The organism is Rhizobium sp. K33, assembly GCF_056501445.1.
This window is the reverse complement of the sequence record NZ_CP096478.1, coordinates 1219322-1233553: the sequence shown is the minus strand read 5'-3', so window position 1 is coordinate 1233553 and position 14232 is coordinate 1219322. Positions and strand designations below refer to the sequence as shown.

Genomic DNA, 14232 nt, shown 5'->3' with positions numbered 1-14232 from the left:
TGGCCGCGGGACAGTCCGGGGATGGCGTGCGCGGTGAAAACCACGCACGCCTTTGTCAAACTTACTCGGCTGCGTCGGGCAGCTGGCCCTCTTCCGGCAGGATCTTCGAGTTCTCGAGCTCGACGGAAAGGCCCAGAGAGCGCATTTCCTTGACGAGAACGTTGAAGCTTTCCGGAATACCGGCCTCGAAGGTGTCGTCGCCACGGACGATCGCTTCGTAGACCTTGGTACGGCCGGCCACGTCGTCCGACTTCACCGTCAGCATTTCCTGCAGGGTGTAGGCGGCGCCGTAAGCTTCCAGAGCCCAGACTTCCATTTCCCCGAAGCGCTGACCGCCGAACTGCGCCTTACCACCGAGCGGCTGCTGGGTGACGAGCGAGTACGGGCCGATCGAACGGGCGTGGATCTTGTCGTCGACCAGGTGGTTCAGCTTGATCATGTACATGTAGCCGACGGTGACCTGACGGTCGAAGGCTTCACCGGTACGACCGTCGTACAAGGTCGACTGACCCGAGGGGTTGAGGCCCGCACGCTTCAGCATCGCCGAGACGTCGCTTTCATGCGCACCGTCGAAGACAGGGGTGGCGATGGATACGCCACGCTTGGCTTCTTCGGCGAGCTTGACCAGCGCTTCGTCGTCGAAGTGCTTCACTTCGTCATGGGCTTCCGACTCGTAGATCTCCGTCAGTTCCTTGCGCAGATCGGTGATGTCGAGGTGCTTGCGATAGTCCTCGAGCATCTGGCCGATCTTCTTGCCCATGCCGGCGCAAGCCCAGGCAAGGTGGGTTTCAAGGATCTGACCGACGTTCATGCGCGAGGGAACGCCGAGCGGGTTCAAGACGATGTCGACATGCGTGCCGTCTTCGAGGAACGGCATGTCCTCGACCGGAACGATGCGCGAGACAACACCCTTGTTGCCGTGACGGCCGGCCATCTTGTCGCCTGGCTGGATCTTGCGCTTCACAGCGACAAAGACCTTGACCATCTTCATGACGCCCGGAGGCATTTCATCGCCGCGCTGGACCTTCTCAACCTTGTCCATGAAGCGCTGTTCAAGGCGCGACTTGGATTCGTCGTACTGGCCACGGAGCGCTTCGAGTTCGCCCTGCACCTTTTCGTCTTCGACTGCGAACATCCACCACTGCGAGCGGGGGTATTCGGAGACGACGGCGTTGGTGAGCTCGACGCCCTTCTTGAACCCCTTCGGGCCGGCGATCGAGATCTGACCACGCAGCATGTCGATCAGACGGCCGTAGACGTTACGGTCGAGGATCGCCTGTTCGTCGTCGCGGTCCTTGGCGAGGCGTTCGATTTCCTCGCGCTCGATGGCCATCGCGCGCTCGTCCTTCTCAACGCCGTGGCGGTTGAAGACGCGAACTTCAACGACGGTACCGAAGGTGCCCGGAGGCATGCGCATCGAGGTGTCGCGAACGTCGGAAGCCTTTTCACCGAAGATGGCGCGCAGAAGCTTTTCTTCCGGCGTCATCGGGCTTTCGCCCTTCGGGGTGATCTTGCCGACCAGGATGTCGCCCGGCTGAACTTCCGCACCGATGTAGACGATACCGGCTTCGTCGAGGTTCTTCAGCGCTTCTTCCGAAACGTTCGGAATGTCGCGCGTGATTTCTTCCGGACCAAGCTTGGTGTCGCGGGCCATGACTTCGAATTCCTCGATGTGGATCGAGGTGAAGACGTCTTCCGAGACGATGCGCTCCGACATGAGGATCGAGTCCTCATAGTTGTAGCCGTTCCAGGGCATGAACGCGACGAGCGCGTTGCGGCCCAGCGCCAGATCGCCGAGGTCGGTCGACGGACCGTCCGCGATGATGTCACCCTTGTTGACGATGTCGCCAACCGTCACCAGCGGGCGCTGGTTGACGCAGGTGTTCTGGTTCGAACGCTGGAACTTCTGCAGGCGGTAGATGTCGACGCCGGACTTGCCCGGATCGAGATCTTCCGTTGCGCGGATAACGATACGCGTCGCATCGACCTGGTCGACCACGCCGCCGCGACGGGCACCGATGGCAGCACCGGAGTCACGGGCAACGATCGGCTCCATGCCGGTACCGACGAACGGCGCTTCGGCACGCAGAAGCGGCACGGCCTGACGCTGCATGTTCGAGCCCATGAGCGCGCGGTTGGCGTCGTCGTTTTCCAGGAACGGGATGAGAGCGGCCGCGACCGAAACCAGCTGCTTCGGCGAAACGTCCATCAGATTGATGGTGTCGCGCGGGGACAGCATGACTTCGCCAGCGTGACGGCAGACGACGAACTCTTCGACGAACTGGCCATCGGCCGTCAGTTCAGAGTTGGCCTGCGCCACGTAGTACTTGGCTTCTTCCATTGCCGAGAGATAGACGACCTCGGTCGTGACCTTGCCGTCCACGATCTTGCGGTACGGGCTTTCGATGAAGCCGTACTTGTTGACGCGGGCGAAGGTTGCGAGCGAGTTGATCAGACCGATGTTCGGGCCTTCCGGCGTTTCGATCGGGCAGATACGGCCGTAGTGGGTCGGGTGAACGTCGCGGACTTCGAAGCCTGCGCGCTCGCGGGTCAGACCACCCGGTCCAAGAGCCGACAGACGGCGCTTGTGGGTGATTTCCGAAAGCGGGTTCACCTGGTCCATGAACTGCGACAGCTGCGAGGAGCCGAAGAATTCGCGGACGGCAGCAGCAGCCGGCTTGGCGTTGATCAGGTCCTGCGGCATGACGGTGTCGATTTCGATCGACGACATGCGTTCCTTGATCGCGCGCTCCATGCGGAGCAGGCCGAGACGGTACTGGTTTTCCATGAGCTCGCCGACGGAGCGAACACGACGGTTGCCGAGGTTGTCGATGTCGTCGATCTCGCCCTTGCCGTCGCGCAGTTCGACCAGCATCTTGACCACGGCCAGGATGTCGTCCTTGCGTAGAACGCGAACGGTATCCGGGCAGTCGAGGTCGAGACGCATGTTCATCTTGACGCGACCGACGGCCGACAGGTCGTAGCGCTCGGCGTCGAAGAACAGCGACTGGAACATGGCTTCAGCCGATTCCATGGTCGGCGGCTCACCCGGACGCATGACGCGGTAGATGTCGAACAGAGCGTCCTGACGGTTCTCGTTCTTGTCGGCCGAGAGCGTGTTGCGGATATAGGCGCCGACATTGATGTGGTCGATGCCGAGGATCGGGATTTCCTCGAAGCCGGCTTCCAGGATCTGCGGCAGCGACTTCTCGTCGATTTCCGCACCGGCTTCCATGTAGATTTCACCGGTCGACATGTTGACCAGATCTTCGGCGAGGTAGTTGCCGAACAGGTCTTCGTCGGAAGCCTTGAGGAACTTCACGCCCTTTTCGGTCAGCTGACGCAGCAGACGCGGGGTGAGCTTCTTGCCACCTTCGACGACGACTTCGCCGCTGTCGGCGTCAACGAGGTCGGAGATCGCCTTGGCGCCCTTGAGCGTTTCGGGGTTGAACGGGAAACGCCAGCCCTTGCCGTCACGCTCGTAGACGGACTTCGAGTAGAAAGTCGACAGGATTTCTTCGCCGTCCATGCCAAGCGCCATCAAGAGCGAGGTCACGGGGATCTTGCGGCGACGGTCGATACGGGCATGCACGATGTCCTTGGCGTCGAACTCGATGTCGAGCCAGGAACCGCGATAGGGGATGACGCGGGCAGCAAACAGGAGCTTGCCCGACGAATGGGACTTGCCCTTGTCGTGGTCGAAGAACACGCCCGGCGAACGGTGCATCTGGGAAACGATGACGCGCTCGGTGCCGTTGACGATGAAGGTACCGTTGTTCGTCATGAGCGGCATGTCGCCCATGTAGACGGACTGTTCCTTGATGTCCTTGATCGAACGTGCGCCTGTATCCTCGTCAATATCGAACACGATCAGACGCAGAGTGACCTTGAGCGGGGCGGCATAGGTCAGATCGCGCTGGCGGCATTCGTCGACGTCGAACTTCGGCGGCTCGAATTCGTAGGAGACGAATTCCAGCATCGATGCACCGGAGAAATCGGTGATCGGGAATACGGACTTGAAAACAGCATTGAGCCCCTCGTCGGGACGGCCGCCCTGCGGCTCGTCGACCATGAGGAACTGGTCATAAGATGCCTTCTGAACCTCGATGAGGTTCGGCATTTCTGCGACTTCTGGAATTTTTCCGAAAAACTTGCGTACGCGCCTGCGACCGTTAAAGGTAAGGGTCTGAGCCATCGTCGCTCCTTGTCAGTTTGCACCCGGGCCTGCAACAGACGGTGACCGCTGGCCAGGCGGCTCCGTCAAAAAATGGATCACTCAATCTCGTCTCGAGATCCGGACGGCCGGCCGGTTTGCCGGGCGCGCGGGTCAAGACCATCCTCTTGAGAACCCATTACCCAGGAACCGTTTTCAGACGGTTCCTGGGTAATATGTTCGGAGGAAACGGGCGGGAGAAGGAACTTCCCCCGCCACATTCCGATATTACTTGACTTCGACCTTAGCGCCGGCTTCTTCAAGCTTCTTCTTGAGGTCAGCAGCTTCGCCCTTGGAAACGGCTTCCTTGACCGGCTTCGGAGCGCCTTCGACGAGGTCCTTGGCTTCCTTGAGACCGAGGCCGGTGATGCCACGAACTTCCTTGATGACGTTGATCTTGTTGGCGCCAGCGTCAACGAGGATAACGTCGAATTCGGTCTTTTCTTCTTCAGCAGCAGCAGCAGCACCGCCAGCAGCGCCGCCAGCAGCAGCAACAGCTACGGGAGCAGCAGCCGAAACGCCCCACTTTTCTTCGAGCATCTTGGAAAGCTCAGCAGCTTCCAGAACGGTCAGCGAGGAGAGGTCTTCTACGATCTTAGCGAGATCAGCCATTTTACTAGTCCTTTAGAGTTCGGTTCGAACTGGTTTGATTATTGAACAGCGAAAAACCGCCTTACGCGGCTTCGTCCTTCTTTGCGTAGGCCGCAAAAACGCGCGCCAGCTGCGAAGCCGGGGCCTGTACAACGCCTGCGATACGGGTTGCCGGGGTCTGAATCATACCCAGCAGCTTTGCACGCAGTTCGTCCAGCGAAGGCAGGGTCGCAAGCGACTTGACTGCTTCAGCGTTCAGCGTGGTCGCGCCCATGGCACCACCGAGAACAACGATCTTGTCGTTGGTCTTGGCGAAATCCATGACGACCTTGGGAGCCACGATCGGGTCTTCGCTGTATGCGATCAGCGTCTGACCCTTGAAGAGATTGCTCATCCCTTCGGACTCCGTGCCCTGAAGAGCGATCTTGGCCAGACGGTTCTTCGCGACTTTGACGGTGCCGCCAGCAGCGCGCATCTTCGAACGAAAATCGTTCATCTGTGCGACTGTGACACCAGCATAGTGGGCCACGACAACCGAACCGGAAGCCTTGAAGACTTCGTTCAGCTCCGTGACAAATTCGCGCTTTTCCGCTCTTTCCACTGTCTGTCTCCAGTTGATGGGACCGCAATCCTGCAGGCCCCACCGGGTTTGCCTTTGCCTCAAGGGATCCAAACATGTCGGACCCCGAGCGACGCTTGAGGATCCTGTCCCCTCTGCTTGGAGCACGCTCCAGGCACAAGGCGAATAAGGCTCGAACCGAACTTCAAGACGTCATCAGACGTTTAAATACGGATCTTACCCGTCTCATGAGGGCGAACATTAAGGCCCGGGGGCCACCCACAATCTCGGACAGGAGTGTCTGGGTTTAAAACCAGACATTTCCGGCCCCGAAAGGCCGGAAACTTGATGGACCGGAGCGCGAGGCTCCGGCCGAATTCATGATCAGGCGACAGTGACGGTGGCCGGGTCGATCTTGACGCCCGGGCCCATGGTCGAGGAGATCGCTACGCGCTTGACGTAGTTGCCCTTGGCGCCAGCCGGCTTTGCCTTGACGACGGCGTCAGCGAAAGCCTTGATGTTTTCTTCGAGCGCCTTGGCGTCGAAGGAGGCCTTGCCGATGCCGGCGTGGATGATACCAGCCTTTTCGACGCGGAACTCGACGGCACCGCCCTTGGAAGCCTTGACGGCGCCCGTGACGTCCATGGTGACCGTACCGACCTTCGGGTTCGGCATCATGCCACGCGGGCCGAGAACCTTACCGAGGCGACCGACGAGCGGCATCATGTCCGGGGTGGCGATGCAGCGATCGAAGTCGATCTTGCCGCCCTGGACGATTTCCAGCAGGTCTTCTGCGCCGACGATGTCTGCACCAGCAGCCTTGGCTTCGTCAGCCTTGGCGCCACGTGCGAAGACGGCAACGCGAACGTCACGACCCGTGCCGTTCGGCAGGTTGACCACGCCGCGGACCATCTGGTCTGCGTGACGCGGGTCGACGCCGAGGTTCATGGCGATTTCGATCGTTTCGTCGAACTTGGCGACGGCACGTTCCTTGACCATCGAGATGGCGTCGGACAGGGCGACCAGCTTGGTCGGGTCAACGCCTTCGCGGATCTTCTGAATACGCTTTGCTACCTTGGCCATGATCAACCTACCACTTCCAGGCCCATGGAGCGGGCAGAGCCCTCAACCATCAGCATTGCGCCTTCGATGTCGGCGGCGTTCAGATCCTTCATCTTGCCTTCGGCAATTGCACGGACCTGTGCCTTCGTGATCGTACCGACCTTCGCACCCTTGCCCGGCGTCTTCGAGCCAGAGGTGATCTTTGCTTCCTTCTTCAGCCAGTAGGTGACCGGCGGCTGCTTCATTGCGAAGGTGAAGGACTTGTCCTGGTAATAGGTGATGACGACCGGGATCGGCATACCCTTTTCCATTTCCTGCGTGGCGGCATTGAACGCCTTGCAGAATTCCATGATGTTAATGCCACGCTGACCAAGGGCCGGGCCGATTGGCGGGGACGGGTTCGCCGATCCTGCCTTGACCTGGAGCTTGAGCTGGCCTGCAACTTTCTTAGCCATTACTCTCTGCCTTTCATTTCAGACCGGTTGCCCGATCCAGTATGCCAGCCTGAAGCTGGCGGCTGCGGTTGCGTGGTACGTCTGAACGGCCCGGCTTAAGAGACCGCCATCCTCCCACGCGGGTCGGGGAGTTGCCTCCCCTTCTCCGATCAGACCTTTTCGACCTGACCGTATTCGAGTTCGACGGGGGTCGCGCGACCGAAGATCGAGACCTCGACCTTGAGGCGCGAGCGCTCTTCGTCCACGTCCTGGACGATCCCGTTGAAGGAGGCGAACGGACCGTCGGAGACGCGAACCTGTTCGCCGATTTCGAAGGAGACGGAGGACTTCGGACGCTCGACGCCTTCCTGGACCTGGCCCAGGATGCGCTCCGCCTCGAAATCCGGGATCGGAACCGGCTTGTTGTCGGAACCGAGGAAACCCGTGACCTTCGGGGTATTCTTGATCAGGTGGTAGGCTTCGTCCGTCAGGTTCGCCCGCACCAGCACGTAGCCGGGGAAGAACTTGCGTTCGCTGTCCACCTTACGACCGCGACGAACCTCGACGACCTTTTCGGTCGGAACGAGGATCTTTTCGAAGAGGTGCTCAAGGCCCTTCTGACGTGCCTTGTGCTCGATGTCTTCCGCGACCTTCTTCTCGAAATTAGAATACGCGTGGACGATGTACCAACGTGCCGCCATGTTCGTCTCCGCCCGATTAATTGCCAACGCTCAGCACGAGGCCGAGCAACCAGCTGATCAGCTGGTCCGCGCCGAAGAAGAACAGCGCTGCGAAAAACACCATCGCCAGGACCATGAGCGTCGAAATCGTGGTCTCGCGACGCGAGGGCCACGTCACCTTGGACGTCTCGGAGCGTACCTGCTGCAGAAACGCGAATGGATTACCCTTGGATGCCATTTATTGCCCACGCATTTACGGCGCGTAAAGCCGACCTTGGTCAGCCCCACGCACCGCGTGTCTGTTTGAACCCTACATAAAGACCCCTTCCCCTTTTCACAAGAGGGAAAAGCTCTTCTGCAACTTTTCGGCTTTGCCAGTGCTTTTTGCTCGTCGCAGCCATCAGGCGCGCCGTGCGGACATGGCAGGGGCAGAGGGGCTCGAACCCCCGACCTGCGGTTTTGGAGACCGCCGCTCTACCAACTGAGCTATACCCCTAAGCCTCACCTCCGACAGAAACGCTCCCGTCCGAGGCATGGCGCTCCCTTTAAGACGGGCGGACCGGAATGGCAAGTGTCTTTTTTCTGCTTTTCACCAAAGCGACCAAAGGGATCGTTCACCAGCGGCGATCGATGCGGGCATCCAGTCGGGCATTGGGCTCCTGGGCGAGATCGGAAAGCGTGGCCTTCAGGCTGATGCCGAGCGGAAGACGCTTCTCCAGCCGCAGTTCGGCGCTCAACGGAGCCTTGTTGTCCATGACAACGCCGCCCGCCAGTGTCGCGTTGAAGGCACGGAAGGCCATGCTCAGGTCCTGGCGGGCGATATAGGTGGGCTCCCCATCCGTGCGGCGGCCTGCCTCGATCGTCCGTGTCGCGGACACGCTTCCCATATCATTGTCCAGAAGCGCTCCCGACTGGCGCAGCGCGGCACGGGCAGCGCCGGTCGCCGGATTGGCGATCAGGGCCAGCGTGGTTGCAGCCCCTCCGCCCTTCAGGAGATCGTATTCGCCCCACATGCGCAGAGGCGGGCTCACCGTTCCGGCTGCAGATGGCGTGGACACCTTGATCGTCGATTCGGTTCCGAAGCGCGGGCGACCAGGCAGGTCGAGCGCAAGGCCGGTGCGAATCGCGAGATCATCGGGGGATCCGCTGGCGACCCAGAGGAATGGCCCCTCGCCTGCCGACACGACCGTCGCCTGCGAGAGCAACCATGCCGACAGCGCCACACGTCGGATGCCAGTTCTGCTCAGAGACATCATCGCTCGTCCGATGTTTTCCAGCGGATATCCGCGCCAACCGAATCAGGATAGTTTCAACCGTAACCCCGTAGCGGCGGCGTTAGAACGCAAGCCTTTGCATGGGTGGCATGCAGCTCACGTGTCAGGGATTTCCCGACATGGCGCATGGCATATCCGGACTTTGCAGCCAGCTTGCCTGTTTTTCGAGTTTGACTGATACTCTCAAGGCGCCACGCGGAGGACAGACATGATCCGTATCAGCAATGCCGCCCTGCCCGGTTCCGAGTTCGACGACAGCGACCTGACCGAATCCCGCTTCAGCGATGTCTCTCTGAAAGAGGCCGTGTTCAGCAATGTCGATCTCGGCCGCGCGCTCGTGACCGACGCCAATGCCGAGCAAATGATCGTGCGCAATGTCGCCATGAATGCGGTGGTGATGGAGAATGTCGTCATGCATGGGGCCAGCGTCACCCATGTCGACTTCAATGGCAGCACGATCCGCTTTGCAAGCCTCGCCGACACCTCGATTGCCGAATGCGACCTCAGCGGCATGACGATCAATGGCTATCTGGTGACCGATCTGCTGCGGCTGGCGGAAGAGCAATCCCTCGAGCGGGCTTGATCAGCGCGAGCCGTAATCTGCCTACGCGCCACCTATTCCAACGAGAAAAGGCCCCGCTGTTTCCAGCGAGGCCCTTTGGTCTTGTCGATCAGATCGCCGATTACTCGACGATCGAAGCGACGATGCCGGCGCCGACGGTGCGGCCACCTTCGCGGATTGCGAAACGCAGCTTTTCTTCCATCGCGATCGGAACGATCAGCTCGACGTCAACGGTCACGTTGTCGCCCGGCATAACCATTTCCGTGCCTTCCGGAAGCGTCACGATGCCCGTCACGTCCGTCGTGCGGAAGTAGAACTGCGGACGGTAGTTCGTGAAGAACGGCGTATGACGGCCGCCTTCTTCCTTCGTCAGGATGTAGGCTTCAGCCTTGAACTTCTTGTGCGGCTTGACCGAACCCGGCTTGCACAGGATCTGGCCACGCTCAACGCCGTCACGGTTCACACCGCGCAGCAGCGCACCGATGTTGTCGCCGGCCTGGCCCTGGTCGAGCAGCTTGCGGAACATTTCAACGCCCGTGCAGGTCGTCTTCGTCGTCGGACGGATGCCGACGATTTCGATTTCTTCGCCGACCTTGACGATACCGCGCTCAACGCGACCCGTCACAACCGTACCACGGCCAGAGATCGAGAACACGTCTTCGATCGGCATCAGGAAGGGCTGGTCGATCGGACGCTCAGGCGTTGGGATGTAGGCGTCGACTTCTTCCATCAGCTTGCGGATGGCGTTCTCGCCGATTTCCTTGTTCGAGTCTTCCAGAGCGGCCAGAGCCGAACCCTTGACGACCGGGATGTCGTCGCCGGGGAAGTCGTAGGACGACAGAAGTTCGCGAACTTCAAGCTCAACGAGCTCGAGCAGCTCGGCGTCGTCAACCTGGTCAACCTTGTTGAGGAAGACAACGATCGCCGGAACGCCAACCTGACGGGCGAGCAGGATGTGCTCGCGGGTCTGCGGCATCGGGCCGTCAGCGGCCGAGCAAACCAGGATCGCGCCGTCCATCTGGGCAGCACCGGTGATCATGTTCTTGACGTAGTCGGCGTGGCCGGGGCAGTCAACGTGGGCGTAGTGACGGTTGGCCGTCTCATACTCAACGTGTGCCGTCGAGATGGTGATGCCGCGTGCCTTTTCTTCCGGAGCTGCGTCGATCTGGTCGTAGGCCTTGAACTCACCGAAGAACTTGGTGATCGCTGCCGTCAGAGACGTCTTGCCGTGGTCGACGTGGCCGATCGTGCCGATGTTGACGTGCGGCTTGTTGCGCTCAAACTTACTCTTTGCCATTTGAATGCTTCCTGTGAACGAAACGGGGTTGCCCCGGCGAACCGGTTTGGTCCCGCCGTTTAAGGCTTTCATGCGCAATGCGCAAGCGTTAAATAATTGGCCTTCCAGCGCCCGAAACGAGCGAATTCCATGCCCCTCAGCTGACGCAGGGTGAGGAGACTGTCGCAACGAGATGTTGCTTCATTTTATCTTTGGATATCGAAGACTTAGGAGATCGTTTGGTCTGGAGCGGGTAACGGGAATCGAACCCGTGTATTCAGCTTGGAAGGCTGCTGCTCTACCATTGAGCTATACCCGCATTTTCAGATCCGAGGACGAATGGTGGAGAGAGTTGGATTTGAACCAACGTAGGCTGAGCCAACGGATTTACAGTCCGTCCCCTTTAACCACTCGGGCATCTCTCCATTCTTTCGTCCGGATCTGGCGACCAAGCTTTGTAGTCCCGACCAGAGTGCGTCGCCCCCTGATCTGCGGCGGGTATATGACGGCCCAACCGGCTCATGTCAACACGAAGTTTGACGAAAAATTCCGAAAAGTTTCATAGGCCAGACACATGGCCCGGACGCACAGGGGATTTTCCGGCCGGGTCTATGCCCGCCCTTCACCCGCCGCTATAAGGGCGCATGGCCAAAGATCCCAAAACCGACAAAACCGCCCGCGACACCCATTATGCGACGCTGCGCCGACAGGTGCGCGATGCCAAGCGAGAGCGCGGCGAAATCCCCACTCCCGGGCCGCAAAAGCCGCGCAAGAGCAATGCCGACTGGACGCCGCCGAAGCTCGCGCCCGAGCAGGTCCTGCTCTATGGATTGCATACCGTGCGCGCAGCGCTCGACAATCCCGAACGCAAGCTGATCAAGCTCTCGGCGACGCAGAATGCGCTGGTCCGGCTTGAAATCCCCTCTGTGGAAAACCTCGGCATTCCCTTCGAGACGGTGACACCGCAGGACCTCGACAAGGTGCTCGGCCCGGAGGCCATTCACCAGGGCGTCATGCTGGAGACGCGCCCCCTGCCCGTCCGTCGGCTGGAAGCGCTGAAGGACAGCCCGCTGATCCTGGTGCTCGATCAGGTGACCGATCCGCACAATGTCGGCGCCATCATGCGCTCGGCCGTGGCCTTCAATGCCGGCGCCGTCATCACCACGCAGCGGCACAGCCCGACGGAATCAGGCGTGCTTGCAAAATCGGCCTCCGGCGCGCTGGAGCTCATCCCCTATATCCAGGTGACCAATCTCGCGGATGCGCTGGGCGAGCTGCACAAGCTCGGCTTCTTCTCCGTCGGTCTCGATTCGGAAGGTCCGGCGCCGATGGAGCAGACGCTGAAGGGCGATCGGATCGCACTGGTGCTCGGCTCCGAAGGCAAGGGATTGCGGCAGAAGACACGCGAGACGGTCTCGGCGCTCGCCCGCCTCGACATGCCGGGCGCGATCAAGTCGCTCAATGTCTCCAATGCCGCGGCCATCGCGCTCTATGCCTCCCGTCAGCATCTGGTGGGCAAGGGCTGATGAAGCTGGTCTTCACCGATCTCGACGGAACGCTGCTCGACCACGACAGCTATTCCTTCGAGGCGGCGCGGCCGGCGCTCGAACTGCTGGCGGCACGCGGCATCCCCGTGATCCTCGCCAGCAGCAAGACAGAAGCGGAGATGCGACCGATCGCCGAGGCGATCGGCATATCCCATCCGATGATCGTCGAAAATGGTGCCGGTGTCGCCGGCCTCGAGAGCGGGAATGTAGCTGCCTCGGAAGACGAAACCGCGAGTCGTTACAAGCGATTGAGGGCGCTTCTTAGGGAATTACCTAAGGAGCTCGGCTCCAAGTTCGAGGGCTTTGGAGATTGGGATGTTGCGCGTGTGGCGCAGGAGACGGGGCTTCCCCCGGCATCCGCCGAACTTGCCCGCAAACGCCGCTTTTCAGAACCGGGCCGCTTTGCCGGCACGGAGGACGAGAAGCGCGCCTTTATCGACCTGCTCGAGGCGGAAGGCTTCACGGCGGTTCAGGGCGGGCGCTTCTTCACCCTGATGCCACAGACATCCAAGGCCAAGCGCATGGCGCAAGTCGTTGCCCATTACCAGCGCGGCTCGGTCGAGCCTGTCCGGACGGTCGCGCTCGGCGATGCACCGAACGATCTGGCCATGCTCGAGGCGGCCGATTGCGGCATCATCATTGCCAATCCTGCGCACAAGGCGCTGCCCGTCACGGAACGGGAAAGAGAAGGTGCTATCCTCCGCTCGGAACAATCCGGCCCGGAAGGCTGGAACATCATGATCCATCAACTCGTTGCCACGGGGTTTCTCTGAGTCGGCTGCAACCGACTTCCTCACGAAAGGATTAGACATGGCGGATTTTCACCAGAACGGCGTGGTCGCGACCCTGCACAATCTCAGGGAACGCTCGCTGGAGCGGATGGAAAAGGAACTGACCGTCTTTTCCGCTTCGCGCCCCATCACGCTGATCCTGCCGTCGCTCTATTCCGAACTCGAGGCACCCGCCCTCGAACACATCGTCTCCGAGCTTTCCCAGGCTCCCTACATTTCCGAAATCGTCATAGGCCTCGATCAGGCGAGCGAAGAGCAGTTTCGCAGCGCCAAGCGCTATTTCTCGCGCCTGCCGCAGAAGCATACCATCCTCTGGCATGACGGCCCCCGGCTGCGGGCCGTCGACGAGAAGCTGAAGGCCGAGGATCTCTCGCCCGACCAGCCCGGCAAGGGTCGCAATGTCTGGTTCTGCATGGGCTATGTTCTGGCGGCCCGTCAGGCTGGCGTGGTTGCCCTGCATGACTGCGATATCGTCACCTATTCCCGGGACATGCTGGCGCGCCTCGTCTACCCGGTCGCCAATCCGCGTTTTCCCTACGTCTTCTCCAAAGGCTACTACCCGCGGATCGCGGACCGCTCGCTGAACGGTCGCGTGACGAGGCTTCTGGTGACGCCGATCCTGCTCAGCCTCGAAAAGGTCATGGGACACCATCCCTATATCGACTACCTCAAGGCCTTCCGCTATCCGCTCGCCGGCGAATTTGCCATGCAGACGCAGATCCTCTCCGACATCCGCATCCCGTCGGACTGGGGTCTGGAGATCGGCGTCTTGTCGGAGATGTGGCGCAACTACTCCACTCAGTCGATCTGCCAGGTCGACATAGCCGACGCCTATGACCACAAGCACCAGCCGCTCTCGCCGGAGGATGCCGCGAAAGGCTTGTCGCGCATGTCGATCGACATCACCAAGGCGCTCTACCGGAAGCTTGCGACCGACGGTGTCGTGTTCAGCCAGGATGCCTTCCGGACGTTGAAGGCGACATACTACCGAACGGCGCTGGATCTGGTGGAGACCTATTACCACGACGCACGGATGAACGGCCTGACGACCGATCGCCATCGCGAAGAGCAGGCGGTTGAACTCTTCGCTGCCAACCTGATCGAAGCGGGCCAGGTCTATCTCGACAATCCGAACGCCACGCCCTTCATGCCGAGCTGGAACCGAGTGCAGAGTGCGCTTCCCGACCTGTTGCGGGATATTCAGGAAGCCGTTCGGCTCGACGCCGAGGACTGATCGTCATAG

The 14232-nt window shown here is 60.5% G+C and carries 13 protein-coding genes and 3 tRNA genes; 4 read left to right on the top strand and 12 right to left on the bottom strand.

Features of this window, described 5'->3' with window-relative positions; translation table 11 throughout:
- Positions 1 to 61: 61 nt before the first annotated feature.
- The 9 genes from rpoB to M1E12_RS06060 all read right to left on the bottom strand — a co-directional run bounded on the left by rpoB (position 62) and on the right by M1E12_RS06060 (position 8795).
- Positions 62 to 4195, bottom strand: coding sequence for a DNA-directed RNA polymerase subunit beta (rpoB, locus tag M1E12_RS06100; RefSeq protein WP_113462467.1), 4134 nt, complete (start codon positions 4193 to 4195; stop codon positions 62 to 64).
- 246 nt (positions 4196 to 4441) lie between these two features.
- A complete protein-coding gene (gene rplL / locus M1E12_RS06095; protein ID WP_113462466.1) occupies positions 4442 to 4825 on the bottom strand; it encodes a 50S ribosomal protein L7/L12 in 384 nt (127 codons plus the stop codon).
- A gap of 61 nt (positions 4826 to 4886) precedes the next feature.
- The gene (gene rplJ, locus M1E12_RS06090; protein WP_113462465.1) at positions 4887 to 5405 is read right to left on the bottom strand and encodes a 50S ribosomal protein L10; all 519 of its coding nucleotides are present in this window, start codon (positions 5403 to 5405) and stop codon (positions 4887 to 4889) included.
- A gap of 342 nt (positions 5406 to 5747) precedes the next feature.
- On the bottom strand, positions 5748 to 6446 hold the full coding sequence (gene rplA, locus M1E12_RS06085) for a 50S ribosomal protein L1 (protein ID WP_113462464.1): 699 nt from the start codon (positions 6444 to 6446) through the stop codon (positions 5748 to 5750).
- Positions 6447 to 6448: 2 nt separating this feature from the next.
- Entirely contained in the window at positions 6449 to 6880 is a 432-nt protein-coding gene (gene rplK / locus M1E12_RS06080) for a 50S ribosomal protein L11 (protein ID WP_006728786.1), read from the bottom strand.
- Between the two features lie 149 nt (positions 6881 to 7029).
- On the bottom strand, positions 7030 to 7560 hold the full coding sequence (gene nusG / locus M1E12_RS06075; protein WP_113462463.1) for a transcription termination/antitermination protein NusG: 531 nt from the start codon (positions 7558 to 7560) through the stop codon (positions 7030 to 7032).
- Between the two features lie 16 nt (positions 7561 to 7576).
- Positions 7577 to 7777 carry a preprotein translocase subunit SecE gene (gene secE / locus M1E12_RS06070; protein ID WP_054149598.1) on the bottom strand — a complete coding sequence of 67 codons (201 nt, stop codon included), beginning with the start codon at positions 7775 to 7777 and terminating at the stop codon, positions 7577 to 7579.
- 182 nt (positions 7778 to 7959) lie between these two features.
- Positions 7960 to 8035 (bottom strand) — tRNA-Trp (locus M1E12_RS06065).
- A gap of 118 nt (positions 8036 to 8153) precedes the next feature.
- The gene (locus M1E12_RS06060) at positions 8154 to 8795 is read right to left on the bottom strand and encodes a hypothetical protein (RefSeq protein ID WP_479564075.1); all 642 of its coding nucleotides are present in this window, start codon (positions 8793 to 8795) and stop codon (positions 8154 to 8156) included.
- A gap of 226 nt (positions 8796 to 9021) precedes the next feature.
- Here M1E12_RS06060 and M1E12_RS06055 point away from each other — a divergent pair, with 226 nt between their 5' ends.
- Positions 9022 to 9396: a pentapeptide repeat-containing protein gene (locus tag M1E12_RS06055; RefSeq protein ID WP_113462461.1), complete on the top strand. Its 375-nt coding sequence runs from the start codon at positions 9022 to 9024 to the stop codon at positions 9394 to 9396.
- 100 nt (positions 9397 to 9496) lie between these two features.
- On the opposite strand, the gene tuf is transcribed toward M1E12_RS06055, so the two are convergent.
- The 3 genes from tuf to M1E12_RS06040 all read right to left on the bottom strand — a co-directional run bounded on the left by tuf (position 9497) and on the right by M1E12_RS06040 (position 11076).
- Entirely contained in the window at positions 9497 to 10672 is a 1176-nt protein-coding gene (tuf, locus tag M1E12_RS06050; protein WP_113465461.1) for an elongation factor Tu, read from the bottom strand.
- 224 nt (positions 10673 to 10896) lie between these two features.
- Positions 10897 to 10970 (bottom strand) — tRNA-Gly (locus tag M1E12_RS06045).
- 21 nt (positions 10971 to 10991) lie between these two features.
- A tRNA-Tyr gene (locus M1E12_RS06040) sits at positions 10992 to 11076 on the bottom strand.
- Positions 11077 to 11295: 219 nt separating this feature from the next.
- Between M1E12_RS06040 and rlmB the strand changes: the two genes are divergently transcribed.
- The 3 genes from rlmB to M1E12_RS06025 are packed head-to-tail and all read left to right on the top strand — an operon-like array spanning position 11296 to position 14223.
- Positions 11296 to 12177 (top strand): 23S rRNA (guanosine(2251)-2'-O)-methyltransferase RlmB, encoded by an 882-nt coding sequence (gene rlmB / locus M1E12_RS06035; protein ID WP_479564074.1) that lies wholly within the window; start codon positions 11296 to 11298, stop codon positions 12175 to 12177.
- Positions 12177 to 12971 (top strand): HAD-IIB family hydrolase, encoded by a 795-nt coding sequence (locus M1E12_RS06030; RefSeq protein WP_479564073.1) that lies wholly within the window; start codon positions 12177 to 12179, stop codon positions 12969 to 12971. Before rlmB ends, M1E12_RS06030 begins: the two co-directional genes overlap by 1 nt.
- A gap of 37 nt (positions 12972 to 13008) precedes the next feature.
- On the top strand, positions 13009 to 14223 hold the full coding sequence (locus M1E12_RS06025) for a glycosyltransferase family protein (RefSeq protein ID WP_479564072.1): 1215 nt from the start codon (positions 13009 to 13011) through the stop codon (positions 14221 to 14223).
- The last annotated feature ends 9 nt before the right edge of the window (positions 14224 to 14232 follow it).